General features: G+C 71.3%; 21 protein-coding genes and 2 pseudogenes. 10 read left to right on the forward strand and 13 right to left on the reverse strand.

All coding sequences use genetic code 11. From position 1 onward, the window contains the following. Positions 1 to 44: 44 nt before the first annotated feature. Positions 45 to 416 (reverse strand): MerR family transcriptional regulator, encoded by a 372-nt coding sequence (locus tag AB0K52_RS20730; protein WP_363534757.1) that lies wholly within the window; start codon positions 414 to 416, stop codon positions 45 to 47. Positions 417 to 481: 65 nt separating this feature from the next. Between AB0K52_RS20730 and AB0K52_RS20735 the strand changes: the two genes are divergently transcribed. Then, positions 482 to 1,687: an MFS transporter gene (locus tag AB0K52_RS20735; protein WP_363534759.1), complete on the forward strand. Its 1,206-nt coding sequence runs from the start codon at positions 482 to 484 to the stop codon at positions 1,685 to 1,687. Between the two features lie 214 nt (positions 1,688 to 1,901). Continuing rightward, positions 1,902 to 2,159: pseudogene (locus tag AB0K52_RS20740) on the forward strand (IS110 family transposase); the annotation flags it as partial. Positions 2,160 to 2,299: 140 nt separating this feature from the next. On the opposite strand, the gene fahA reads toward AB0K52_RS20740, so the two are convergent. The 5 genes from fahA to AB0K52_RS20765 all read right to left on the reverse strand — a co-directional run bounded on the left by fahA (position 2,300) and on the right by AB0K52_RS20765 (position 8,770). Further along, on the reverse strand, positions 2,300 to 3,472 hold the full coding sequence (fahA, locus tag AB0K52_RS20745; protein ID WP_363534762.1) for a fumarylacetoacetase: 1,173 nt from the start codon (positions 3,470 to 3,472) through the stop codon (positions 2,300 to 2,302). Further along, on the reverse strand, positions 3,469 to 4,320 hold the full coding sequence (locus AB0K52_RS20750; RefSeq protein ID WP_363534765.1) for a hypothetical protein: 852 nt from the start codon (positions 4,318 to 4,320) through the stop codon (positions 3,469 to 3,471). Before AB0K52_RS20750 ends, fahA begins: the two co-directional genes overlap by 4 nt. Then, positions 4,317 to 5,513, reverse strand: coding sequence for a cupin domain-containing protein (locus AB0K52_RS20755; RefSeq protein WP_363534768.1), 1,197 nt, complete (start codon positions 5,511 to 5,513; stop codon positions 4,317 to 4,319). The genes AB0K52_RS20750 and AB0K52_RS20755 overlap by 4 nt, the downstream gene beginning before the upstream one ends. Positions 5,514 to 5,522: 9 nt before the next feature. Then, the gene (hppD, locus tag AB0K52_RS20760; protein WP_363534771.1) at positions 5,523 to 6,728 is read right to left on the reverse strand and encodes a 4-hydroxyphenylpyruvate dioxygenase; all 1,206 of its coding nucleotides are present in this window, start codon (positions 6,726 to 6,728) and stop codon (positions 5,523 to 5,525) included. 125 nt (positions 6,729 to 6,853) lie between these two features. Beyond that, positions 6,854 to 8,770 (reverse strand): acetoacetate--CoA ligase, encoded by a 1,917-nt coding sequence (locus AB0K52_RS20765; RefSeq protein WP_363534774.1) that lies wholly within the window; start codon positions 8,768 to 8,770, stop codon positions 6,854 to 6,856. A gap of 158 nt (positions 8,771 to 8,928) precedes the next feature. On the opposite strand from AB0K52_RS20765, the gene AB0K52_RS20770 reads away from it, so the two are divergent. Then, entirely contained in the window at positions 8,929 to 10,095 is a 1,167-nt protein-coding gene (locus AB0K52_RS20770; protein WP_363534777.1) for an acetyl-CoA C-acyltransferase, read from the forward strand. A 1-nt stretch (position 10,096) separates the two neighbouring features. Here the strand turns inward: AB0K52_RS20770 and AB0K52_RS20775 are convergent, their stop codons facing one another. Further along, complete coding sequence (locus AB0K52_RS20775; protein WP_363534780.1) at positions 10,097 to 12,007, reverse strand: helix-turn-helix domain-containing protein; 1,911 nt, start codon at positions 12,005 to 12,007, stop codon at positions 10,097 to 10,099. A gap of 138 nt (positions 12,008 to 12,145) precedes the next feature. Between AB0K52_RS20775 and AB0K52_RS20780 the strand changes: the two genes are divergently transcribed. The 3 genes from AB0K52_RS20780 (at position 12,146) to AB0K52_RS20790 (ending at position 14,106) form a co-directional block, all read left to right on the forward strand. Further along, positions 12,146 to 12,523, forward strand: a complete 378-nt coding sequence (locus tag AB0K52_RS20780; protein ID WP_363534783.1) for a DoxX family protein — start codon at positions 12,146 to 12,148, stop codon at positions 12,521 to 12,523. 51 nt (positions 12,524 to 12,574) lie between these two features. Beyond that, positions 12,575 to 13,534 carry an NmrA/HSCARG family protein gene (locus AB0K52_RS20785; protein WP_363534785.1) on the forward strand — a complete coding sequence of 320 codons (960 nt, stop codon included), beginning with the start codon at positions 12,575 to 12,577 and terminating at the stop codon, positions 13,532 to 13,534. A 92-nt stretch (positions 13,535 to 13,626) separates the two neighbouring features. Beyond that, positions 13,627 to 14,106 (forward strand): MarR family transcriptional regulator, encoded by a 480-nt coding sequence (locus tag AB0K52_RS20790; RefSeq protein ID WP_363534788.1) that lies wholly within the window; start codon positions 13,627 to 13,629, stop codon positions 14,104 to 14,106. Here AB0K52_RS20790 and AB0K52_RS20795 read toward each other — a convergent pair. Then, positions 14,103 to 14,486, reverse strand: a complete 384-nt coding sequence (locus AB0K52_RS20795) for a GNAT family N-acetyltransferase (protein ID WP_363534981.1) — start codon at positions 14,484 to 14,486, stop codon at positions 14,103 to 14,105. The two genes, AB0K52_RS20790 and AB0K52_RS20795, sit on opposite strands and share 4 nt — an antisense overlap. Next, a pseudogene (locus AB0K52_RS20800) lies at positions 14,466 to 15,428 on the reverse strand (pirin family protein); the annotation flags it as partial. The gene AB0K52_RS20795 and the pseudogene AB0K52_RS20800, both read right to left, overlap by 21 nt. A gap of 107 nt (positions 15,429 to 15,535) precedes the next feature. Here AB0K52_RS20800 and AB0K52_RS20805 point away from each other — a divergent pair. From AB0K52_RS20805 to AB0K52_RS20815, 3 genes are all read left to right on the forward strand, one after another. Continuing rightward, entirely contained in the window at positions 15,536 to 16,012 is a 477-nt protein-coding gene (locus AB0K52_RS20805; protein WP_363534791.1) for a carboxymuconolactone decarboxylase family protein, read from the forward strand. 123 nt (positions 16,013 to 16,135) lie between these two features. Then, positions 16,136 to 17,188 (forward strand): LLM class flavin-dependent oxidoreductase, encoded by a 1,053-nt coding sequence (locus AB0K52_RS20810; protein ID WP_363534794.1) that lies wholly within the window; start codon positions 16,136 to 16,138, stop codon positions 17,186 to 17,188. Beyond that, positions 17,185 to 17,823, forward strand: coding sequence for an NAD(P)-binding domain-containing protein (locus tag AB0K52_RS20815; protein WP_363534796.1), 639 nt, complete (start codon positions 17,185 to 17,187; stop codon positions 17,821 to 17,823). The genes AB0K52_RS20810 and AB0K52_RS20815 overlap by 4 nt, the downstream gene beginning before the upstream one ends. 280 nt (positions 17,824 to 18,103) lie before the next feature. Here the strand turns inward: AB0K52_RS20815 and AB0K52_RS20820 are convergent, their stop codons facing one another. Both AB0K52_RS20820 and AB0K52_RS20825 read right to left on the reverse strand, forming a co-directional pair. Further along, complete coding sequence (locus AB0K52_RS20820) at positions 18,104 to 18,781, reverse strand: response regulator (protein WP_363534799.1); 678 nt, start codon at positions 18,779 to 18,781, stop codon at positions 18,104 to 18,106. Continuing rightward, positions 18,778 to 20,376, reverse strand: a complete 1,599-nt coding sequence (locus AB0K52_RS20825) for a sensor histidine kinase (RefSeq protein WP_363534801.1) — start codon at positions 20,374 to 20,376, stop codon at positions 18,778 to 18,780. Before AB0K52_RS20825 ends, AB0K52_RS20820 begins: the two co-directional genes overlap by 4 nt. 109 nt (positions 20,377 to 20,485) lie before the next feature. Between AB0K52_RS20825 and AB0K52_RS20830 the strand changes: the two genes are divergently transcribed. Continuing rightward, a complete protein-coding gene (locus AB0K52_RS20830; protein ID WP_363534804.1) occupies positions 20,486 to 21,850 on the forward strand; it encodes a cation:dicarboxylase symporter family transporter in 1,365 nt (454 codons plus the stop codon). Between the two features lie 61 nt (positions 21,851 to 21,911). Here the strand turns inward: AB0K52_RS20830 and AB0K52_RS20835 are convergent, their stop codons facing one another. Beyond that, complete coding sequence (locus tag AB0K52_RS20835) at positions 21,912 to 22,100, reverse strand: YbdD/YjiX family protein (RefSeq protein WP_363534807.1); 189 nt, start codon at positions 22,098 to 22,100, stop codon at positions 21,912 to 21,914. After that, on the reverse strand, positions 22,097 to 24,235 hold the full coding sequence (locus AB0K52_RS20840) for a carbon starvation CstA family protein (RefSeq protein ID WP_363534810.1): 2,139 nt from the start codon (positions 24,233 to 24,235) through the stop codon (positions 22,097 to 22,099). The genes AB0K52_RS20835 and AB0K52_RS20840 overlap by 4 nt, the downstream gene beginning before the upstream one ends. Positions 24,236 to 24,454: the final 219 nt, after the last annotated feature.

Here is a 24,454-nt window from a genome sequence, read left to right on the forward strand (position 1 = left end):
AGCGCCGCAGGGCCGGGCACCGCCCGGCCCTGCGGCGTGAACGTTCATGCCGCTTCCCGCGTCTCGCGGACCGTGTCGATGTAGCGGGCGATCGCGTCGCGGCTGCGCGTGAGGGTGTCGATGCGGTCGGACATGCTGTCGCGCTCGCGCTCGAGGAGCTCGATCGTCTCCCGAGTCGCCCCCTCGACGTGGATCGCCTTGGGCTGCTTCAGGCACGGCAGGACCTGCTTGATCACGCGCGTCGGCATGCCCGCCTCCAGCAGGCCCCGGATCTGGAGCGCCCGTTCGACGCACCGCTCGTCGTAGTCGCGGTAGCCGTTGCCGCACCGGTCGGGGACGAGCATCCCGGTCTCCTCGTAGTACCGCAGCATGCGGCGGGGAATGCCGGTCCGCTCCGACAGCGCTCCGATCCTCATATGACGCACCTCATTCGATCCCGGCTTGACCTTCACACAAGTGTGAAGGTTGGAACGTATGAGACATGACAACGACGCACGCCCATCGTATTCCCGAGCCGCCGACATCCGAAGCGCGGCAACGGCTTCCGGTCCTTCCGCTGCTGGCGCTCACCACGGCCGCGTTCCTGGCGATCCTCACCGAGGCGCTGCCGGCCGGGGTCCTCCCCGAGATGGCCGCAGGTCTCTCCGTGAGCGAATCGGCCGCCGGCCAGACGCTCACCGTCTACGCCATCGCCACCGGCCTCTCCGCGATCCCGGTCGTGGCGGCGACGGCCTCCTGGCCGCGCCGCCGCCTGATGCTCACCGCGGTCCTGACGTTCGCCGTCGCCAACCTCGTCACCGCCGTCTCGGACTCGTACCCGCTCACGATGGCCTTCCGGCTCCTCGCCGGCATCGCGGCGGCCGTGGTGTGGGCCGGCCTGGTCGCCTACGCCCGCAGGCTCGCCCCGCCGCACCTGCAAGGACGGGCGATCGCGCTCACCATGGCGGGGATTCCACTGGCGCTGTCGCTCGGCATCCCTCTGGGCACCTTCCTCGGCGACGCCTTCGGGTGGCGGCTGACCTTCGGGATGATCGCGGCGGTCTCGGCGCTGCTGGCGGTGTGGATCCGCGCCACGGTGCCCGAGTTCCCCGGCGAGGCGCGGGGCCAGTCCGAACCGATCCTCAAGGCGCTCAGCGTCCCCGGCGTCGTCCCGGTGCTGTTCACCGTCGCCGCGTACGTGCTGGCGCACAACATCTTCTACACCTACATCGCGACGTTCCTGGCCGCGAACGGCATGGACGCCCAACGCAACGTCGTGCTGCTGGTCTTCGGCATCGCCTCGGTGGCGAGCATCGTCGCGACCGGGGCACTGGTCGACCGGCGGCTGCGGCTCCTCACCATCCTGAGCACGGCCCTGTTCCTCGTCGCGGCCGCGCTGCTCACGGTGCTCGCCGGGAACCCGTTCGCGCTCTACCTCGCGATCGTCCTCTGGGGACTGGGCTGGGGCGGCGCGGCCACCCTCCTGCAGACCGCCGTCACGGACGCGGGCGGCGACCGGGCGCAGCCGCTCCTGGTGACCACCTGGAACTCCTTCATGGCCGCCGGCGGCGCGGTCGGCGGCCTCATGCTCAGCGGCCTCGGCGCGGCGTCGTTCCCTTGGGGCGTGGTCGCCTTGATGGTTCCGGTCGTGCTGGTCGTCCTCGCCGCGCGCAAGCGCGGCTTCCCGGCCGCACGCCCCGGACTCTGACGCAGCGCTGTGCGGGCGGGGCAGGACCCGCCCGCACGAGCATCCCTCGCATTTCAATGCGGCAGAATTTTTGTCGGACCCCTATGGGATGGTGTCTTACCTTTCTGTTGGGCTGGTTTCTGGTCGTTCGTAGGATCGGAACACCCAGGGGATGCGGGTATGGCTGGGATAGTGGAGCCGTTGGATGGCTCAAAGGACTTGGCCGCCCGGATCCCGCGACTCCGGGCGCATCAGCGGCAACCTGCGCCGACGCCGCCGATACCACCGCGCCCTGCTGCGCGTGTGCTACCTCTCGGCCATGGCCAGCCTGAAGCACCGCGCGGCCTCCCGGATCTTCTACAGCCGCAAGCGGACCGAGGGCAAAGGACACAAACAGGCCCTCATCGCCCTCGCCCGCCGACGCCTCAACGTCCTGTGGGCCATGATCCAAACCGGCACGCTCTACCAAGAACCAGAGCCGGTCAGGACTTGACAAACCCATTGGGAAGTCCTTTTCACTGGTAGTGGTGAAGGTGAAGGTGGGAACGGGCGGGTACCCGGGGCCTCCCGTGTCGGTCGCGGCGGGCGCCGCGCGGACACGCTGCGCCGCGCCCGGCCCAGCTCCCGCGCCGCTCACACCGCCGGCAGCACCTTTCCCACGACCTCGCCGAACCCGATCCGGGCGCCGTTCGGGCCCGGCGCGGTCGCGCTGATGGCGACCTCGTCGCCGTCGAGGAGGAAGGTGCGCTCCTCGCCCTTCACCGTGATCGGCTCGCTGCCGCCCCACGTGAGTTCGATGAACGCGCCGCGCTGATGCTTCGCGGGACCCGAGATCGTGCCCGACGCGAACAGGTCGCCCGTCCGCGCCGAAGCGCCGTTCACCGTCATGTGCGCGAGCATCTGCGCGGGGGACCAGTACATCTCGCGGTACGGCGGCCGCGAGACCTGCTCTCCGTTCCACTCCACCGAGAGGTCCACATCCAGGCCCCAGTGCCCGCCGCCGCGCAGGTACGGCAGCGGCGCCGGGATCTGGCGCGGCAGAGGCACCCGCGCCGCCTCGAGCGCGGCCAGCGGCACCACCCACGGCGACACCGAGGTCGCGAAGCTCTTCCCCAGGTGCGGCCCGAGCGGCTGGTACTCCCACGCCTGCAGGTCGCGCGCCGACCAGTCGTTCACCAGGACCGCGCCGAAGACGTACTCGGCGAAAGACTCGACGCCGATCCGCTCCCCCAGCGCCGTCCCGGCCCCGACCACGAACCCGAGCTCGGCCTCGATGTCGAGCCTGCGGCTCGGCCCGAACGCCGGGACGGCCTCGCCGGGGTCCTTCCGCTGCCCGCACGGGCGCACGATCCCGGTGCCCGAGACGACGACCGTGCCCGCCCGGCCGTGGTACCCGACCGGCAGGTGCTTCCAGTTGGGCAGCAACGGGTCCGAGCCGGGACGGAACAGCCGGCCGAGGTTCGCCGCGTGATGCTCCGAGGCATAGAAGTCCACATAGTCCGCGACCGCGAACGGCAGGTGCAGCCGCACCTCCCGGACCGGATGCACCGCCTCGTCCGGGACGGGGCCTCCGATCGCGGCTTGGATGCGCTCGCGGACCTCGGCCCACCGCGCCGGGCCCTGGGCCATGAACGGGTTCAATGTCGGGACCGCGAAGACCGGGTCGTCCAGTAGGAGGGCGAGGTCGACCACGCTGTCGCCGTAGCGGACCCCGACACGCGGTGCCTCGTCCCCTGTGGAGTATGCGCCGTAGGGCAGGTTGTCGGGCCCGAACGGCGAGCCGTCCGGGAGTTCGATCTCGGTCATGGTCCCTCGGGATGGGTAGGAGTGGTGATGAGCCCCAGGCCGATCAGCTCGTCGAGCGGTTCGGTGACCGAGCAGGTGCCGAACGAGGTGAACGCACCCCGCACGGCGCGCGCCCGCGCCCCTTCGAGGCCGTGCGCGAGGTCCGCGATGCGCTCGTCGTCCCGTTCGGACAGCAGTGCCCGCGCGTCGGTCTCGTCGCCGCCGTGCAGGAGCGCGTCTGCGGCGAGGAACAGGTTGAGAAAGCCGTGCTGCTCGAACCCGGTCTCGGGGTCGGTGTCGCGCACCGCGTGGTGCAGTCCGGCGGTGGCCTTGAACGGCACCCCGGCCGCGACCGCGGCGGCCAGCGCCGCCGCGAGTTCGGCCTCGTCGGGGTACAGCTCGGCGCGGACGCCGCCGGTGCGGAACTTGGCGCGGTGCCGGCCCTTGATCGCCGCGAGCACCGGGAAGCGCCGCCCGTCGCGCGGCACCTCCACGAACACGTCGAGGTCGGGCGCGTCCTCGAGCGCCGCCTCGAGGGCCGCCGTGAACGCCTCCGTCGTCATGCCTTCGGGCACGGCGACCTCGATCGAGCGCAGGTCGATCGGTAGCAGGGCCGCATTGGCAAGGGCCGCAGGCACTCCGGCGGGTCCGTCGGGGAAGGTCGCCGAGATCGGCAGGGTCGGCTCGCCTTCGGGCAGCAGGGGCGCGAGGCGCGGCAGGGCCGCCGCGGGGAGCACCAGCGGCCCGGCGATCGGCGCGTACCAGACGCGCCGCCGCGCGCCGTACGCGCGGACCGCGAGGGCCAGCGGCGCGCTTCCGGGCGGGAACACGGCGGCGTCGTCGAAGAGGCCCGCGAAGAGCGGGGTCATGCGCGCGGCCCCCGCCCGGCCCAGGTCCAGGCGTAGCCCGGGTCCTCGCTGGCGGCGGCGCCTTCGCCGAGGTCCAAGGGGCGGAAGGTGTCGACCATGACCGCGAGTTCGTCGAAGTACTCGGCGCCGAGCGAGCGTTCCATCGCGCCCGGCTGCGGTCCGTGGCTGTGGCCGCCGGGGTGGAGGCTGATCGAGCCCTGCCCGATCCCGGATCCCTTGCGCGCCTCATAGTCCCCGCCGCAGTAGAACATCACCTCGTCGCTGTCCACGTTGGAGTGGTAGTACGGCACTGGGACGGCGAGCGGGTGGTAGTCGACCTTTCGCGGCACGAAGTTGCAGATGACGAAGTTGTGGCCTTCGAAGACCTGGTGCGCGGGCGGCGGCTGGTGGACGCGGCCGGTGATCGGCTCGAAGTCGGCGATGTTGAACGTGTACGGGTAGAGGCACCCGTCCCAGCCGACCGCGTCGAAGGGGTGCGTCGCGTAGACGTACCGGGTGCCGGTGATGCCGCGCGAGCCGCGGTGCTTGACGAGGACCTCGACGTCTTCGCCGTCGACGGTGAAGGGCGCGGTGGGGCCGTGCAGGTCCCGCTCGCAGTACGGGGCGTGCTCGAGGAGCTGCCCGTACCGGGAGAGGTACCGCTTGGCGGGCGTGATGTGAGAGTTTGCCTCGATCGCATACAGCCGCAGAGGTTCTGGACCGGTCGGGACCCATCGGTGGGTGGTGGCGCGCGGGATGACGACATAGTCGCCCTGGCGGGCGTCGAGCACGCCGAAGACGGTCTCGACGGTCGCGGCACCCGACTCCACATAGGCGCATTCATCGCCGACCGCGTTGCGGTACAGGGGCGACGCCTCGCCGGCGGCGACGTACGAGAGGCGCACGTCGCCGTTGCCGAGGACGAGGCGGCGGCCGGTGACCGCGTCCACGGACTTCCAGTCCGCCGCGGTGAGGTCGTGGAGTCTGAAATGCCGGGGCTTGAGCGGCCGGTGCTCCTCGAGCGCCTGCCCCGGCACGTCCCACGGGGCGGCGTCGACGATCGCCGACGGCACCCCGGAGTGGTAGAGGAGCGACGAGTCGGAGGAGAACCCCTCCTCGCCCATGAGCTCCTCGCGGTAGAGGCCGCCCGAAGGGGTCCGGTGCTGGGTGTGCCGCTTGGGCGGCACGCTGCCCACACTGCGGTAGTACGCCACGTCCGCCCCTTAGAAGTTGCCGCGCTTGGCCTGCTCGCGCTCGATGGCCTCGAACAGCGCCTTGAAGTTGCCGATGCCGAAGCCGAGCGAGCCGTGCCGCTCGATGAACTCGAAGAAGACCGTGGGCCGGTCGCCTAGGGGCTTGGTGAAGATCTGCAGCAGGTAGCCGTCCTCGTCGCGGTCGACGAGGATGCCGCGCGCCTGCAGCTCCTCGATGGGCACCCGGACCTCGCCGATGCGGGCGCGCAGCTCGGGGTCCTCGTAGTACGAGTCCGGCGTCGGCAGGAACTGGATGCCCTTGGCGCGCAGGATGTCGACGGTGCGGACGATGTCGTTGGTGGCGAGTGCGAGGTGCTGCACGCCGGGGCTCTCGTAGAACTCGAGGTACTCGTCGATCTGGGACTTCTTCTTGCCGAGCGCGGGTTCGTTGAGGGGGAACTTGACGCGGCGGTTGCCGCTGGCGACCACTTTGCTCATGAGCGCGGAGTACTCGGTGGCGATGTCCTCCCCCACGAACTCGGCCATGTTGGTGAAGCCCATGATGCGGTTGTAGAAGTCGACCCACTGGTCCATGGCGCCGAGTTCGACGTTGCCGACGACGTGGTCGAGGGCCTGGAAGATCCGCTTCGGCTCCCCTTCGGGCTTGGTGTAGCCGGAGCTGCGGGCGACGTAGCCGGGGAGGTAGGGGCCGGTGTACTCGGAGCGGTCCACGAGGGTGTGCCGGGTCTCGCCGTAGGTGGCGATGGCGGCGGTGCGGACGGTGCCGTGCTCGTCCGAGACGTCATGGGGCGCTTCGAGGATGCGGGCGCCCTGGGCTTCGGCGTGCTTGATGCAGGCATCCACATCGGGCACTTCGAGGGCGACGTCGACGACGCCGTCGCCGTGGCGGCGGTGGTGGTCGAGGAGGCTGCTGCGGGGGTCGACGCCGCCCTTGAACACGAAGCGCACGGCCCCGGAGCGCAGGACGTAGGCGTGGTGGTCGCGGTTGCCGGTCTCGGGGCCGGAGTAGGCGACGAGCTCCATGCCGAACACGGCCTGGAAGAACAGGGCGGTCTGGGTGGCGTTGCCGACCGACCAGACGACGGCGTCCCACCCGGAGACCGGGAACGGGTCGCCCGCGGCGTCGTACTCGACGAGGCCCACGAGTTCCTTGAGCTGGTCGAGGTCGAGGTCGGCCAGGCGCTCCTGGCTGGTGAGGGTCTGGTCGATGGTCATGGGTGCCTCCCGTGGCCTATGAGGGTTTGTCGACGCCTAGGACACCGCATCGGCGATCGGTTGGCAATAGTGACCGTTTCGATTGACCGCTATGCCTAACTGATGTCAGTGATCTGTGCTTCGCGCTATACAGATTGCTCAATGAACGCTTCCAGTGCGGTGGGGTCGGCGAGGGAGCCGACCGCGACCGCTTCGGCGAGCGGCACGCCTTCGAGGAGGCGTTTGACGGGGACTTCGCATTTCTTGCCGCTGAGGGTGCGGGGGATCTTCGGGACGGCGATGATCGCGTCGGGGACGTGGCGGGGGGAGAGCTCGGCGCGGACGGCGGCGCTGATGGCGCGTTCGAGGGCGTCGTCGACTTCGACGGCGGCCTCGATGAACACCAGGAGGCGGTCGTCGTCGCGGTCCAGGTGCACCACAAGGGAGTCGGTGACGCCGGGGACGGCTTCGACGACGGCGTAGAACTCGGCGGTGCCCATGCGCACGCCGCCGCGGTTGAGGGTGGCGTCGCTGCGGCCGGAGATGACCGCGGACCCGCGGTCGGTGATGGTGATCCAGTCGCCGTGCCGCCAGACGCCGGGCCAGCGGTCGAAGTAGGTGTCGCGGTAGCACTGCTCGAGCGGGTCGCCCCACAGGGCCACCGGCATCGAGGGCATCGGAGCGGTGATGACGAGTTCGCCTTCGCGCCCGATCGCGGCGTTCCCGGCCGCGTCGAAGGACTCGACCTTCGCGCCCAGGCACAGGCAGGAGAGCTCGCCGCGCCAGACCGGGACGGTGGGCGCGCCGCCGACGAAGCCGGTGCACAGGTCGGTGCCGCCCGAAAGCGACTGGAGCTGCGCGGTCGCCGAGACCGCGTCGTAGACGTAGTCGAATCCGCTGGGCGGCAGTGGGGCCCCGGTCGAGCCGATGCCGCGCAGGCGCGAGAGGTCGGCGAGGTCTATGGGCACGATGCCCCGGTCGCGGCAGGCCATGAGGAACGGCGCGCTCGTGCCGAAGTACGTCGCGCCGGAGGCCTCGGCGAGCCGCCACATGCCCTCGGGGTCGGGCGCGCCGTCGAAGAGGACGGCGGCCGCGCCGACCAGCGGGGCCGAGGCCAGGTAGTTCCACATCATCCAGCCGGTCGTGGTGTACCAGAGGAAGCGGTCGCCCGGGCCGAGGTCGTGGTGCAGGCCGAGCATCTTCACGTGCTCGAGCGCGATGCCGCCGTGGCCGTGCACGATCGCCTTCGGCAGGCCCGTGGTTCCCGAGGAGTACAGGATGTACAGCGGATGGTCGAACGGGACGGCCTCGAAGGCGAGGTCGCCGTCCGCGCCGAAGCCGTCCCAGCGCTCGCCGACCGCGAAGCTTTCATCCAGATAGGAGAAGGTGACGACGGTCCTGGGCCGCAAGGCCTCCACGACTTGCGTGATTTCGCGGTCGCGGCGGATGGTCTTGGCCCCGTAGCGGTACCCGTCGGTGACGAACAGGATCGCCGGTTCGACCTGCCGGAGGCGGTCGATCACGGCCTTCGCGCCGAATTCCGGTGCGCACGAGGAGAACACCGCCCCGAGCGAGGCCGCGGCGAGCATGAGCGCGTACGTCTCGGGCACGTTCGGCATCCAGGCCGCCACCCGGTCGCCGCGGCCCACGCCGGCCGCGATGAGCCCGGATCGGGCCTTCGCGACGGCCGCGCGGAGTTCGGCGAGGGTCCACTCGATCGGCGCGCGGGTGTCGGAGTAGGCCAGGACGGCGACGTCGCCGGGGGCCATGCCGGGCGCGTCGAGCACCGCTTCGGCGTAGTTCAGCCGCTCATCGGGGAACCACGCCGCGCCGGGCATCGCCGCCGAGGTCAGCACCCGGTCCTCGGGGACGGGGCCGCCGAGCCCGAAATGCTCCCAGACCGCGCCCCAGAACAAGCCGGGCCGCTCGACGGAGCAGCGCCACAGGTCCTGGTAGTCGTCCAGGTCCCGACCCGCTAGTGACGCGAGCATCCGGCCGAACGCGCCGATGTTCGTGGTCTCGCCCGCGTCGGGCCGCGGCCGCCAGAGCACTTCGCCGGTCACTGTCGCCTCCTCGTACGGGGCCGCCGTCGGCCCGCTGGTCGGTGCCAGTGTCCCCGAAACGCGCGGGCCGGACAGTGGTTCGCGCATACATACCTGCGGCGGCAAGGGTGGGTCCGGCGCACATGGAGGGCGAGCGTCGTCGCCCTTACGATCGGGGTATGGGAACCGCGAACCGCTCCGAGACCACCGTCGTCCTCGCCGCCGCCCGCACGCCGATCGGCCGCTTCGGCGGGGGCCTGGCCGAGATGCCCGCGACCGCTTTGGGCGGCATCGCCATCGCCGCCGCGCTCGAACGGTCCGGAGTGGACCCCGGGCGGATCGGGCAGGTGGTCCTCGGGCACGTGCTCCCGGCCGGATGCGGCCAGAACCCGGCCCGGCAGGCCGCCGTCGCGGGCGGCCTCTCCATGACCGTGCCGAGCTTCTCGGTCAACAAGGTCTGCCTCTCGGGGATGACCGCCGTCGGCATCGCCGACCGGTTCCTGCGCGCGGGCGACTTCGAGTTCGTCGTCGCCGGGGGCATGGAGTCGATGAGCCGCGCCCCGCACCTGCTGCCGGGCTCGCGCCGCGGCTTCAAATACGGCGAGGTCACGATGCTCGACCACACCGCGTTCGACGGGCTCACCGACGCCTACGACGGGGTGCTCATGGGCGAGGCCACCGAGCGGCACGCGCGCGGGGCCGGAATCGCCCGCGCCGACCAGGACGCCTTCGCGCTCGCCTCGCAGTTGCAGGCCGCCAAAGGAAACGCTTCGAGCGAGATCGCCCCGGTCGAGACCCGCAAAGGCGTCGTGGACGCCGACGAGAGCCCGCGCCCGGAGTCGACCCTGGAAGGCCTGGCGGCGCTGCGCCCGGCGTTCGCCGAGGGCGGGGTGCTGACCGCCGGGAACTCCTCGCCGATGAACGACGGCGCGTCCGCGCTCGTGCTCACCACCCGGTCCACCGCCGAGCGGCTGGGCTTGGAGTGGGAGTCGGAGATCCTGTCGTACACGACCGTGGCCGGCCCGGACAACTCGCTGCTGCACCAGCCCGCGCGCGCCATCGAAGCGGCCGCCGCGCTCGCCGGGGTCGCCGTGGCCGACCTCGACACGATCGAGATCAACGAGGCCTTCGCCGCGGTCGCGCTCGCCTCCATCCGCGAACTCGGCGTCGACCCCGAGCGCGTCAACCGCGACGGCGGCGCGATCGCCCTCGGGCACCCGCTGGGCGCCAGCGGGGCGCGGCTCGTGCAGACCCTCTCGCGCCAGCTCCCGAGCGGCGCGATCGGCGCGGCCGGGCTGTGCGGAGGCGGCGGCCAGGGCGACGCGCTCGTGCTGCGCGCCAGGTAGATCAGGGCTTGGAGAGCCGGTTGACGCGCAGCGCCAACTGGACCTCAAGGGACCGCTCCGGGGAGTTCCAGTCGCGGCCGAGGATCGAGGCGACCCGCTCGAGGCGCTGCGAGACGGTGTTGAGGTGGACGTTCAGCACGGCCTTGGTCTTCGCCAGGTGCCCGCCGTTGGCGAAGTACGCCTCCAGGGTGCCGACGAGGTCGGTGCCGCGCTTGGCGTCGTATTCGAGCAGCGGGCCGATCGTGCGCCGCACGAACGCGTCCGCGCCCGACTCGCCGAGCAGCACGCCGATGAAGCCGAGCTGGTCCATGCCGCCGCCTTCGCCCTTGCGGCCCAAGGCGATCATGGCGTCGGTGCAGCGGACGGCGGCGGTGTAAGCCTCCGGCAGCCGCTCGATGTCGTTCGCACTGGACGAGGCGCCGACGGTCACCGGCCGCCCCGTGGCTCTGCCGAGGTCGGCGGCGAGCTTCGCGGCCCGCCCGCCGGGGTCGTCCCCCGGCAGCAGGAGCACCGTGCGGCCGTCCCGGCTCCCGGCCAGGCCGCCTTCGGCGCGGGCGTGCCGCTGGGCCTCCGAGGCGAGCCGGCCCTGCGCCGCGGCGTCGCCGTCGAGGACGAGGACCGCGTGCGGGCGCCGCAGATCCATGCCGAGCTTCCCGGCCCGGAGCCGCGCGCTGGTGGCCCGCTGCTTGCCGGGGTCGCTGAGGAGGTCGTCGAGGAGTTCGCCGCGCACCCGGTCCTCGGCGTCGGCCACGGACCGCCGCAGGAGCAGCAGCAGCGCGGTGACCAGGGAGGCGCGCTCGAACAGCTGCCGGTCGGCCTCGCCGAGGCCGGGTCGGCCCGCGAGGACGATGCTGCCCAAGGGCTCCGGGCCGGCCATGACCGCGCACACCCACCGGCCGTCGACCAGCACCGCGCCGCGGCTCGCCTGCGAGTCGGCGGCGCCCTCGGCGACGAACCGCACCTCGCCTTCGCCCGCGCGGGCCAGCGCCTCGCCGTCGGCGCCGAAGATGCCGATCGCGCCGCCGAAGAGCTCGGCGGCCTGGGCGGCGAGGTCGGCGACGTCGCCGCCGCTGAGCACCAGGCCTGTGAGGCGGTCGTGGGCGTCGGCGGCGCGGCGCAACGCGAGGTTCAGCCGCTCGGAGCGCAGAGCGGTCTCGCTGAGTTCGCGCAGGGTGCGCGCGGTCGCCTCGAGCTGGCGGACGCTCTCGATGGCGACGGCGGCATGGTTGGCGAGGGAGACGAGCATGGCGACGTCGTCGGGCGCGAAGGCGCGGGGCGCGCGGTCGGCGGCCCAGAGGACGCCGATCACGTTGTCGCCCAGGCGGAGCGGGACGCCGACGATGCCGTGTACGCCTTCTTCGACGACCGCGGCGTCGATGAGCTGGGTGTGGCGGAAGCGGGAGTCCACCTGGTAGTCGGTGCTGGCGTAGGGGAGGGCGGTCTCGGCGACGAGGCCGCCGAGCCCTTCGCCCATGCCGAGGCGCAGCTGCTGGAACCGGGCGGAGACGGAGCCGTCGGTGACGCGCATGTAGGTGTCCCCTTGGTCGGGGTCGTGGAGCGCGATGTAGGAGAGGTCGGCGGCGAGGAGGGTGCGGGCGCGGTGGACGATGGCTCGCAGGACGGCGTCGAGGTTGCGGGAGGCGGCGAGGTCGCCGGCAGTGTCGAAGAGGGCGGCGAGTTCGGCTTCGCGACGGCGGCGCTGGTCGAGGGTGCGCTTGACGCCCCGGGCGGTCGCGGTCGCCCGCTGGACCGCGGCGAGGGTTTCGGGGGCGGCGCCGGAGCGTTCGAGGTGGCGGAGCGGCTCGGTGAGCTGGTCGTCCGAAGGGTCGGCCGCGAGCAGGTCGATCAGCCGCAGCAGGGCTTCGGCGGCGGGGCCGAGGCCGGGAGCGGCGGCGGGCGGGCTGTCTTCCACGTCACCGATCCTACTCGTCTGATTGACACGTCATCTATCTAGCGGTACGGTAGTTGATACGTCATGCACCTCGCGGCCGAGTGGTCCGCCGAGATACATGATGCATCAAGTACACGTTTTCTTTAGGCGGCGACCACCATGAACCTCGTCCTCTGGATCCTCGCGGGCCTCCTGGCCCTGTTCTTCGCCTTCGCGGGCTTCAACAAGCTGGCGCGGCCGAAGGAGCGGCTGCTCGCCTCCCCCGGCATGGGCTGGGCCGCGGACTTCTCCCCCGGCCCCATCAAACTCATCGGCGCGCTCGAGGTGCTCGCCGCGATCGGGCTCCTCCTGCCCGGCGCGACCGGCCTCGCCACCGTGCTCGCGCCGCTCGCGGCCACCGGACTGGCGCTCATCATGGCCGGCGCCGTCGCCACCCACGCCCGCCGCAAGGAGGGCCAGGCGATCGTCGTCAACGCGGTCCTGCTGGTCCTCGCCGCCGTCGTCGCCTGGGGCCGGTTCGGCCCCCACGCCTTCTAGCACTCCGCAGACCTGAACCACCAACGAAGACACGTTCCGAAGGGATTCGTCATGGCAGACAAGAAGACCATCGCAGTCGTCGGCGCCACCGGGCAGCAGGGCGGGGGGCTCGCGCACGCGGTCCTCGCCGACCGCGGCTCCGAGTTCGGCGTCCGCGCCGTCACCCGCAACCCCGGCTCCGACAAGGCGAAGGCCCTCGCCGCGCTCGGCGCCGAGGTCGTGCAGGCCGATGTGGACGACGAGGCGAGCGTCGCCAAGGCCCTGGACGGGGCGTACGGAGCGTTCCTGGTCACGAACTTCTGGGAGCACATGTCGCCCCAGCGCGAGTACGAGCAGGCCCGCAACCTCGCCCGGGCCGCCAAGAGCGCGGGCGTCAAGCACGCCATCTGGTCCACACTGGAAGACACCCGGCTCTCGGTCCCGCTTGAGGACGACCGCATGCCGACCCTCATGGGCGAGTACAAGGTCCCGCACTTCGACGTCAAGGGCGAGGCGAACGCGCTCTTCACCGAGGCGGGCGTGCCCACCACGTTCCTGCAGACCACGTTCTACTGGGACGGCTTCCTCGGCTCCTTCGGCCCGCAGCGGCAGGAGGACGGGAGCCTGGTCCTGGCGATGGCCATGGGCGACAGCAGGCTCGCCGGGATCGCCTCGGAGGACATCGGCCGCACCGCCTACGGGATCTTCAAGCGCGGCGGCGGGTTCGCGGGCGAGACCGTGAGCATCGCGGGCGAGCACCTCACGGGACGGGAGATCGCCGCGGCCTTCACCGACGCGCTCGGCGAGCCCGTCCACTACCACGCCGTCCCGTTCGACGGCCTGCGCGCCGCCGGGTTCCCCGCGGCCGAGGAGATCGGGAACATGTTCCAGTACTACGCCGAGTTCCAGGACGAGTTCACCGGCCGCCGCGACCTCGCCAGGGTCCGCGAGCTCAACCCGGAGCTCAAGTCCTTCCGCACCTGGCTCGCCGCCAACAAGGAGGCCCTGGGCACGCGCGGCACGGCCGAATAGGCCCTGGGCAGGGCAGCGGGCGCGTCGCAGCGGAGTGCGGCGCGCCCGCTGCCGCACCTATCATTGACATGTCAACCGATTGGAGGAGCCGCATGCCACCTCGGCAGGGCCGCACCGCCCTCACCCGCACCGAACTCGACAGCTGGCGCGTGTTCATCGAGACCACGGAGGAGCTGCGCACCGCCATCGAAGGGCGGCTCCAGTCCGACAGCGGGATCTCCGCCGGGGACTACCGGGTGCTGCTCGAGCTGAGCGAGGCGCCGGATCGGCGCCTGCGGTCCTCGCACCTCGCCGACGCGATCGGCTGGGAGCGCAGCCGCCTCTCGCACCACCTGGGCCGCATGGAGAAGCGCGGACTCATCCGCCGCGAGGCCGCCAAAGGCGACAACCGCGGCGCCGAAGCCGTGCTCACCGCCGAGGGGCGGGACGCCCTGCGGCGCTCCAGCGTCCCCCACTTCCACGCCATCCGCGAGCTCTTCCTCGACGCGCTCACCTCCGAGCAGCTGGCCGCCGCCCGCGACATCGCCGAAACCCTGAGTGGTCACCTCGCACGGCTCAAGCAGACGCCTTAGTGCTCCTGCGGCGAGGTGAGTTCGGCGTCCAGCCAGTGCAACAGCTGCGGCGTGGGCCGGTCGACGGCGTCCGCGAACTCGGGGTGCTTCTTGATGAACCGCGCGACGTACGGGCAGACCGGCACGATCCGCTTGCCCGTCGCGCGCGCGTCGTTGAGCGCCTGCTCGACCAGCATGGCGGCCAAGCCTTTGCGTGAATGCGCTTTGTCCACTTCGGTGTGGTAGAAGACCCGCTGGTCGCCGCGGTCGCGGTAGGCGGTGAGACCGGCGCGGAAGCCGTCGATCGCGATCTCGTAGAGCCGCTCGGCGTCGACGCGGCGCACCACCGGCTCGGTCGCCGCGTCGACCCGCTCCCGCACCGGCGGGTTGCGGCGGGGCATGATGACGGCGTTCGGCAGCGGCGGCGCTGGCAGGCGGCGGCCCGGATAGCCCTCGACCTCGCCGAAGCGGTCGGAGCCGGCCTCCCACTCCTCGCGAGCCCGCACGATGTCGTCGTGGCTGCGCGCCACGAAGTTCCACCACATGACGATCTCCTCCTCGAACGGCGGGCCGCCCAGCAGGATCGTGCGCGCCGGCGCGTCAGAGCAGTTCGAGAGGGTCAGCACATCGAGGCCGGCCGCCACATAGCCGAGCTCGGCGGGACGGACCACCGTGCCGCCCAAGCGGACATCGCCCGAGTCGACCAGCAGGCCGTGCTCGAACGCGGGGTCCACGGCGAGGGTGATCGCCGCGTTCGGCTCCAGGTCGATCTGCGCGCCCAGCAGCGGCGTGAACGTCCGCACCGGCGAGGCCGCGCCCGCGAGCGAGCCCAGGAAGACCCGGATCTCGGCGCCGAAGACCTCCACCGGCTCGGGCACGTAATGCTGGAAGTCGCGTGCGGCGGCGCTGTGCGCCTCCGGCAGGGCGACCCAGAGCTGGACCCCGTGCAGCAGTTCGGTGTCCGGAGTGGAGACTTCCGAGTGGGCGATGCCGTGGCCGCCGGTCATGAGGTTCATCTCGCCGGGGCGGATGAGCACATGGCTGCCCAGGCTGTCGCGGTGCTCGACCTCGCCGCTGAACAGCCAGCTGACGGTCTGGAGGCCGGTGTGCGGGTGGGGCGGGACGTCCATGCCGCCGGTCGCAGGAACCTCGACCGGCCCGTAGTGGTCGGCGAAGCACCACGCGCCGACGAGGGTCCGGGCCCGCTGCGGGAGGGTGCGCCGCACCTGCAGCGCGCGAGGGCCGCCCAGGGGCACGTCGCGCGCTTCGAGCACCTCGACGACCCCGGACGCCTCGGTCGGGGCGCACTGCGTCTCCTCCGGAGCCGCTTCGACGTTGCTCACTGGATCACCTGCCATCCGGACTAGTTGTCATATCATCTATATTCGCACATGCCCCTAAGATCATGGACGCCGACGGCCATCCCTGCGGGGAAAGAGGAGGAACTGACGTGAGCAGTGACGGGTCCGCACTCCCGAGGATCTACATCGACAAGCAGACGCCCGCGGTCTTCCAGGCGATGCGCGAGTCCTCGCGCGCGGCGCGCGAGGCCGCCCACGAGGCAGGGCTCGACCGCGTCCTCGTCGAACTGGTCAACCTCCGCGTCTCGCAGATGAACGGCTGCGCCTACTGCCTCGACCGGCACACCAGGTCGGCACTGAAGGCCGGCGAGACGACGCAGCGGCTCGGCGTCCTCTCCGCCTGGCGCGACACCGAGGTCTTCTCCCCCGCCGAGCGGGCCGCGCTCGCGCTGGCCGAGGCGACCACGGACCTCTCGGACCCCGCCGCGCAGGACGAGGCCTACGCGGCGGCGCGCAGCGCCTTGACCGAGCACCAGATCTCGGCCGTCCTGTGGGTGGCCATCACCATCAACGCGTTCAACCGCGTCTCGATTCTGAGCCAGCATCCCGTGCGACGACCTGCGTAGACACCGCTCCAGGGTGTCTCCGGTCGCACTCCCGGCCCATATAGTTGACGCATCATGTAGATGCTCTTATGATTGACGTGTCAATCAGTTCCGGCCCGCGGGTCGGCGAGCGAGGAGCGCACCGTGAACGGCATCGAGTTCGGCATCGACAGCTTCGGCGACCTGCCCCGGGACGACCAGGGCAACGTCACCTCGTACGCCCAGGCCATCCGCGCCACCGTCGAGGAGGCCGTCCTGGCCGACGAGATCGGCATCGACATGGTCGCCCTCGGCGAGCACCACCGCCCCGAGTTCGCGATCTCCTCCCCCGAGACCGTCCTCGCCGGGATCGCCACCCGCACCGAGCGCATCCGGCTCTCGTCCGGCGTCACCGTGCTCAGCTCCGACGACCCGGTCCGGGTCTTCCAGCGGTTCGCCACCGTCGACGCCCTCTCGAACGGGCGCGCCGAGATCATCCTCGGCCGCGGCTCCTTCACCGAGTCGTTCCCGCTGTTCGGGTACGACCTCGCCGACTACGACGCGCTCTTCGAGGAGAAGATCGACCTCTTCCACCAGCTGCTCGACGAGAAGCCGGTGACCTGGCGCGGCACCCAGCGCGCGACCCTCATCGACCAGGACGTGTTCCCCAAGACCGAGTCCGGGCGGCTGCGCACCTGGGTCGGCGTGGGCGGCAGCCCGCAGTCGGTCATCCGCACCGCCAAGTACGGGTTCCGGCTCATGCTCGCCGTCATCGGCGGCCCCGCCGAGCGGTTCGCGCCCTACGTCAACCTGTACCGCCGCGCGACCGACGAACTCGGCACCACCGCCTACCCGGTCGGACTCCACTCCCCCGGGTTCATCGCCGAGACCGACGAGGAGGCCAAGGCGCTGTTCTACCCGGGCTACAAGGAGGTCCGCGACCGCATCGGGGCGCTGCGCGGCTGGCAGCCGCTGCGGCGCGAGGAGTTCGACCACGAGATCGAGCACGGCTCGCTCTACGTCGGCTCGCCCGAGACGGTGGCCCGTCGCATCGCCAAGGCGATCAGCGCGCTCGACGTCGGCCGCTTCGACCTCATCTACTCCTCCGGCGGCGCCCTGGCGGCCAGCGCGCGGCTGCGCGCGGTGGACCTGTACGGCACCAAGGTGATCCCGATGGTCCGCGAGCTGCTCGCGGATGAGGAGGGCGGCGCGCGATGAAGCGTCCCGAGACGGTCGGCGTGCTCGGTGCGGGCAAAGTGGGTACCGTCCTCGCCCGCCTCGCGGTCGCGGCCGGGTACCGGGTGCTCATCGCCGGTTCGGGCGATCCTTCGAAGATCGCGCTCACCGTCGAGGTGCTGACGCCGGGGGCCGCCGCGGTGACGGCGGCCGAGGCGGCGGGTGAAGCGGACATCGTGGTGCTCGCGCTGCCGCTGGGGAAGTTCCGCGCGATCCCGGCGGCGGCGCTGGGCGACGCGCTGGTGGTGGACGCGATGAACCACTGGTGGGAGGTGGACGGGCCGCGCGAGCGCGTCCTCGATCCGGGCACGACGTCGAGCGAGGCGGTGCGCGCGTTCCTCGGTGCGCCGCATGTGGTGAAGGCGTTCAACCACATGGGCTACCACGATCTCGAGGCGGAGGCGCGACCTGCTGGGGCGTTGGGCCGCAAGGCGATCGCCATCGCGGGTGACGACGACGCGGATGTGGCGGCGGCCGCGTCCTTCGTGGACGCGCTCGGGTTCGACCCGGTCGTGGCGGGGCCGCTCAGTGAGGGCGCTCGGATGGAGCCGGGCAGCCAGGCGTTCGGCGCGAACACGGATGCCGGGCGACTGAGGAAGCTCCTCGACGCCGCTTGAGCCTCGCGAGCCCTAGGCTCGGCGTTCACCCTGTCCGGCTTCTCGACCCGCACGCTCGACCCCGCCGCCGAGGAACCGAACCTCGTGCGCACCTCCGGTGGACCGCAGTCCCGGCTCGACGTCTAGAAAGGACGTGCGGCCGGGTCGGAGCTCCGGCCAGTCCGCTCCTTGCAGCCGCCGCTGCCGCCCTCCCCCTGACCGGCTGCACGGCCGGCGAGACCGGCTCCGGCGGCGAGACCGCCTGGACCCCTCATCCGGACCGCCCGCCGCCAGCGGCTCGTCAGCCTTTGACGAGGGCGTACCAGACTTCGGGGCGGCCGACGCTGCCGTAGTGGGGCCGGCGGCGGGCGACGCCGTTGTCCGCGAGGTATTCGAGGTAGCGGCGGGCGGTGACGCGGGCGATGCCGACGGTCGTCGCGACGGCGGCGGCGGAGAGTCCTTCGGGGGCGTCGCCGAGAGCGGCGGTGATGGCGTCCAATGTGGTGGAACTGAGGCCCTTGGGGAGCGGGCCCGCGCCCGGGGTGCGCAGCTCGGAGAGCATGCGGTCGACGTCGTTCTGGCCGCCGACCTCGCCGGGCTGGGCGACCTGCGCCCGCCAGGCCGCGTAGTTCTCGAGCTTGCCGCGGAGGGTGGCGAAGGTGAAGGGCTTCAGGAGGTACTGGATGACGCCGGAGGAGACGGCCGCGCGGACCTCGGAGAGGTCGCGGGCCGAGGTCACGGCGATGACGTCCACAGGGGCGTTGGCGGCGCGGAGCGCCGCGCACACCGCGAGGCCGTGCGTGTCGGGCAGGTAGAAGTCGAGGAGGACCAGGTCGACCGGGTGCTTCGCGCAGAAGCGCACGGCCTCGTTGCCCGCGTGGACGACGCCCGCGACCGTGAACCCGGCGACGCGCTCGACGTAGGCCCGGTGGGCCTCGGCGGCCACCGGGTCGTCCTCGACCACCAGTACGCGGATCATCGGTCCGACGATAGCGGCAGGTGCACGGTGAACACCGCGCCGCTGCCGTTCGCGGGGCTGCCGGGGGCGACGCGGATGCGGCCGCCGTTGCGTCGCACGGCCTGGCCGACGAGGGCCAGGCCGAGTCCGCGGCCGCCCTCGCCGCCCGATTTCGTGGACCAGCCGCGGCGGAAGATGTCCGCGCCCGCGGCCACGCCCGGGCCGGAGTCGGCGACGCGCACGAAGAGTTCCCCCGGGTCGGTGCGGACCGTGACCTGCACCTTCGGAGACCGCTCGGCCGCGTGCTCGACCGCCGCGTCCAGGGCGTTGTCGATCAGGTTGCCCACGATCGTGATGAGGTCGCGCGCGTCGAGGCCCTCTGCCGGGTCCTGCATGGCGGTGTCGGAGGTCAGCTCGAGTTCGACCCCGCGCTCGCTGGCCTCGCTCAGCTTGCCGAGGAGCAGCGCGGCCAGCACCGGTTCGGTGACCGCGCCGACGACCCGGTCCGTGAGCTGCTGCGCGGCCTCCAGCTCCGCGGTCGCCAGCGCGACCGCGCGGTCGACGCGGCCGAGCTCGATCAGGGAGATGACGGCGTGGAGGCGGTTGGCGGACTCGTGGGCCTGGGAGCGCAGGGATTCGGCGAAGCCGCGCACGGAGTCGAGTTCGCCGGTGAGGTGCTGGAGGTCGGTGTGGTCGCGCAGGGTCACCACATTGCCCATGCTGCGGTCGCCCGAGCGCACGGGCATGGTGTTGACCAGAAGGAGGCGGGTGTCGGTGAGGTGGAGTTCGTCGGTGCGCGGCTCGGGCGAGGCGATCGCGGCGGCGAGGGCGTCGTCGAGGCCGAGTGCGGCGACGGGCCGGCCTTTGGGGTCGTCGGGGAGGCGCAGCAGGTCGCGGGCGGCGTCGTTGGCGAGGGCGACCGTCCCGTCGCGGCCGACGAGGACGAGGCCTTCGCGGACCGAGTGCAAGATGGCCTGGTAGTACTCGAACATGTCGCGCAGTTCGACGGGGGCGACGCCGCGGGTCTGGCGGCCGAGGCGGGCGCTGACGAAGAAGCTGCCAGCGACGCCGACGACGAAGACGCCGAGGGCGACCGCGGCGAGCGGGACGAGGCGTTCGTTGAGCTCGTCGGAGATCGCCTCGATGGTGATGCCGACGGCGACGAGGGCGACGATGCGCCCGTCGGGGTCGAAGACGGGCACGACCGCGCGCATGGACGGCCCGAGCGTCCCGGTGTAGGTCTCGGTGAAGGCGTTCCCGGCCAGCGCCTCCTCGGTGTTGCCGATGAACTGCTCGCCGATCCGGTCGGGGTCGGGGTGGGTGTAGCGGACGCCTTCGGGGCTCATGATCGTGATGAAGTCGACCCCGGTGTCGGCCCTGACCTGCTCGGCGAACGGCTGGAGGACGGCGCTGGGGTCGGGCTCGGCGAGGGCGGCGGTGAGGCTGGGCGAGTCCGCGACGGTGGCGGCGACGGCGAGCACTTCTTCGCGGGCGTTGTCCTCGGTCGCCTGCTGGGCGTCGGCGTACGCGAAGGCGGCGCTGGCGCCCACGAGCAGGGCGACCAGCACGAGCTGCAGCACGAGGAGCTGCCGGGCCAGGGGCCACGGTTTGGTCACGCCCCATTTCTACACGCGCCGTTGACGCGACCGTAATGAACTAAATAGTGACTGGCTTCACAAGCAACTGGATACTTTCGGGAAACTTCCCCTGAACGAGGAGACAACGATGTCCACGCCGCCGCCCCCGAAGCGCCGCGATCGCACGCACTACCTCTACTTGGCCGTCATCGTCGCCGTGGTCCTCGGCATCGGCGTCGGCTTCGCGTTCCCCGAGTTCGCCAAGCAGCTCAAGCCCCTCGGCACCGGGTTCGTGTCCCTCATCAAGATGATGATCGTGCCGATCATCTTCTGCACCATCGTGATCGGCATCGGCTCGGTGGCGAAGGCCGCGAAGGTCGGCAAGGTCGGGCTCATCGCCCTGGGCTACTTCCTGCTCATGTCGACGTTCGCGCTGGCGATCGGCCTGGTGGTGGGGAACATCCTGCACCCGGGCTCGGGCATGAACCTGGACCCGGCCGCGGCGGCCACCGCTCAGGAGACGGCCGCCGAAGCGGGCGGCCACACCACGATCGACTTCCTGCTGGGCATCATCCCGGAGACGATGGTCTCGGCGTTCACCTCCGGATCGGTCCTGCAGACGCTGCTGGTGGCGCTGCTGGCCGGGTTCGCGCTCCAGAAGATGGGCCGCGCGGGCGAGCCGATCCTCACCGGGATCGGGCACCTGCAGAAGCTGGTGTTCCGGATCCTCGCGATGATCATGTGGGCCGCGCCGATCGGCGCGTTCGGCGCGATCGCGGCCGTGGTCGGCGAGACCGGCTGGGACGCGCTCAAGAGCCTCGCGGTCATCATGCTCGGGTTCTACGCGACGTGCCTGCTGTTCGTGTTCTGCGTGCTGGGCGCCGTGCTGTGGCTGGCGGCCCGGGTCAACATCTTCCAGCTGCTGCGCTACCTGGGCCGGGAGTTCCTGCTGATCGTCTCGACCTCGTCGTCGGAGTCGGCGCTGCCGCGCCTGATCGCGAAGATGGAGCACCTGGGCGTGAGCAAGCCGGTCGTGGGCATCACGGTGCCGACCGGGTACTCGTTCAACCTGGACGGGACCGCGATCTACCTGACGATGGCGACGCTGTTCATCGCCACCGCGCAGGGCGACTCGCTCAGCGTCGCCGAGCAGATCTCGCTGCTGGTCTTCATGATCATCGCCTCGAAGGGCGCGGCCGGGGTCAGCGGCGCGGGCATCGCGACCCTCGCCGGGGGCCTGCAGTCGCACCGGCCCGAGCTGGTGGACGGCGTGGGCTTCATCCTCGGCATCGACCGGTTCATGTCGGAGGCGCGGGCGCTGACGAACTTCGCCGGGAACGCCGTGGCGACCGTCCTCATCGGCACCTGGACGAAGGAGTTCGACCGCGGCCAGGCCGCGCGGGTGTTCGCCGGGCAGGAGCCGTTCAACGAGGCGACGCTGGTCGACGACCACAAACCCGCCGATTCGGAGGAACCGGAGCAGCCCAAGGAGAAGGAGCTCGCCTCCGTCTAGACCGGTCCGCCCCAGGACCGCAGTGCACCGCCCGGGCCATGGTGGCCCGGGCGGTGCGCGTTCAACAGCAGCGTGCCGTCGGGTGGGCGTCCCCGCGGTCGGTGCGCCGCCGCTCGAACTCGCGCCGCGGCAGGGCGGGCGTGTCCGGGTGGGCGCGCCGGTGCCGGTCGAGGTAGCGGCCGTATGCGGCCTCGCCGGTGAGTTCCCGCAGGTACCACCGGACGAGGCCGAAAAGGCGGCGCGGTGTCACGGCCGCTCCTCCTGCGACCCGTCCGCGCCGGTTGAACGGCCGGCCGTGACGAGGAGCCGCGACTCGACGTACGGGGCCTCGGTCGAGGGCAGCGGTTCGGCGGACCGGAGCGCGCGCCGGCAGATCCAGGCCGCGTTGGCGATGATGAGCACGACCAGCAGCGCGAAGAACGCGGCGAGCACCCCGTCGACCGTCGAGTTGGTGACCACGGTCTGCATCTGGCCCAGGTCCTTCGCGGGGGCGAGCACCTCGCCCTGTTCGAGGGCTTCGGCGTACCGCTCGCGCTGGGCGAAGAACCCGATGCGCGGGTCGTCGGAGAAGACCTTCTGCCAGCTCGCGGTCAGCGTCACGACGGCGACCCAGGCGAGCGGCGCGGCCGTCACCCACGCCCATTTGAGCCGCCCGCTCTTGACGAGCACGGTGGTCGCGATGGTGAGCGCGATGGCGGCGAGCAGCTGGTTGGCGATGCCGAAGAGCGGGAACAGCTGGTTGATGCCGCCGAGCGGGTCGTTGACGCCGGCGTAGAGGAAGTAGCCCCACGCGGCGACCACGAGCGCGCTGGTGATCCAGATGCCGGGCTTCCAGCTCACGCGGCCGATCGGCTTCCAGACGTTCCCGAGGGTGTCCTGCAGCATGAACCGGCCCACGCGCGTCCCTGCGTCCACCGTGGTCAGGATGAACAGGGCTTCGAACATGATCGCGAAGTGGTACCAGAACGCCTTGAGCCCGTCGCCGCCGAATACGGACGAGAGGATCTCCGACATCCCGACCGCGAGGGTCGGCGCGCCGCCGGTGCGGGCGACCAGGGACTCCTCCCCCACCGCGTCGGCCGCCGCCTGCAGGTCCTGCGGGCTGATGGTGAACCCGAGGTTCGCCACGGCCGTCGAAGCGGACTCCACAGTGGTGCCGAGGACGCCCGCCGGGGCGTTCATGGCGTAGTAGAGTCCGGGGTCGAGGATGCACGCGGCGATCAGGGCCATCACGGCGACGAACGACTCCATCAGCATGGCGCCGTAACCGATCATGCGGACCTGCGACTCCTTCTGGATCATCTTCGGCGTCGTGCCGGAGGCGATGAGCGCGTGGAAGCCCGAGAGCGCGCCGCACGCGATCGTGATGAACACGAACGGGAACAGCTCGCCGGAGAAGACCGGCCCCATGCCGCTGATCGCGAAGTCAGAGACCGCGTCGGCCTGCAGGGCCGGGGCGACGATGAGCACGCCGACGGCCAGCAGCGCGATGGTGCCGATCTTCATGAACGTCGACAGGTAGTCGCGGGGCGCGAGCAGCATCCACACCGGCAGCACCGCCGCGACGAACCCGTAGACCACCAGGCAGAACACCAGGGTCTGCGGGCTGAGCGTGAACGCGTCCGCCCACGAGGAGGCCTGCACCCAGCCGCCGGCCACGATCGCGAGGACCAGCAGCGCCACGCCGATGAGACTGGTCTCGATCACCCGGCCCGGCCGTATCGTGCGCAGGTAGAAGCCCATGAGCAGGGCGATGGGGATCGTCATCGCGATCGAGAACGTGCCCCACGGCGACGCGGCCAGCGCGTTGACCACGACGAGCGCGAGCACCGCCAGGATGATGATCATGATCGAGAAGACACCGACGAGCGCGGCCGCGCCGCCGATCGGGCCGATCTCGTCGCGCGCCAGCTGGCCGAGGCTCTTGCCGTTGCGGCGCATGGAGATGAAGAGCACCACCATGTCCTGCACGGCGCCGGCGAAGATGGCGCCGATGATGATCCACATCGTGCCGGGCAGGTAGCCCATCTGCGCGGCGAGCACGGGTCCGACGAGCGGTCCGGCGCCCGCGATGGCGGCGAAGTGGTGGCCGAGCAGGACCCGGCGGTCGGTGGGCTGGAAGTCCACGTCGTCGTCGAGCCGTTCGGCGGGTGTGGCGCGGGTGTCGTCCACCCGCAGTACTTTGTTCGCGATGAAGCGGGCGTAGAAGCGGTAGCCGATGGCGTATGAGCCGAGCGCCGCGATGACGAGCCAGAACGCGGATATCTCCTCGCCGCGGACGAGGGCGATGACGCCCCATCCGGCGGCCGCCGCGATCGATATCGCGGTCCAGACGAGGACGGTGCGCCAGCTCGGCCTCGTCCTGGTGGTTTCGGGGGCGGTCATGCGCAGTCCTCCAGTGTCGCGCCGTTGGAACAGGAGTTGCCGGGTGGGGGCGGCGTCGCGCGTGGGTCGCGACGACACATCGTAGACATAAGCGTATATCAATGTCTATTCCGACGATTGTGTCGCATTTCCGCTGGCGACACAAGACGTAGTTAACCGCTTTCAGCAGGAGTCGTCAGTTTGCCGCTGTTTATCGCCGGTTGCCTGGGTTATGCTGGA

It is taken from the genome of Glycomyces sp. NPDC049804, assembly GCF_040674615.1.
Lineage (GTDB): Bacteria > Actinomycetota > Actinomycetes > Mycobacteriales > Micromonosporaceae > Glycomyces > Glycomyces niveus.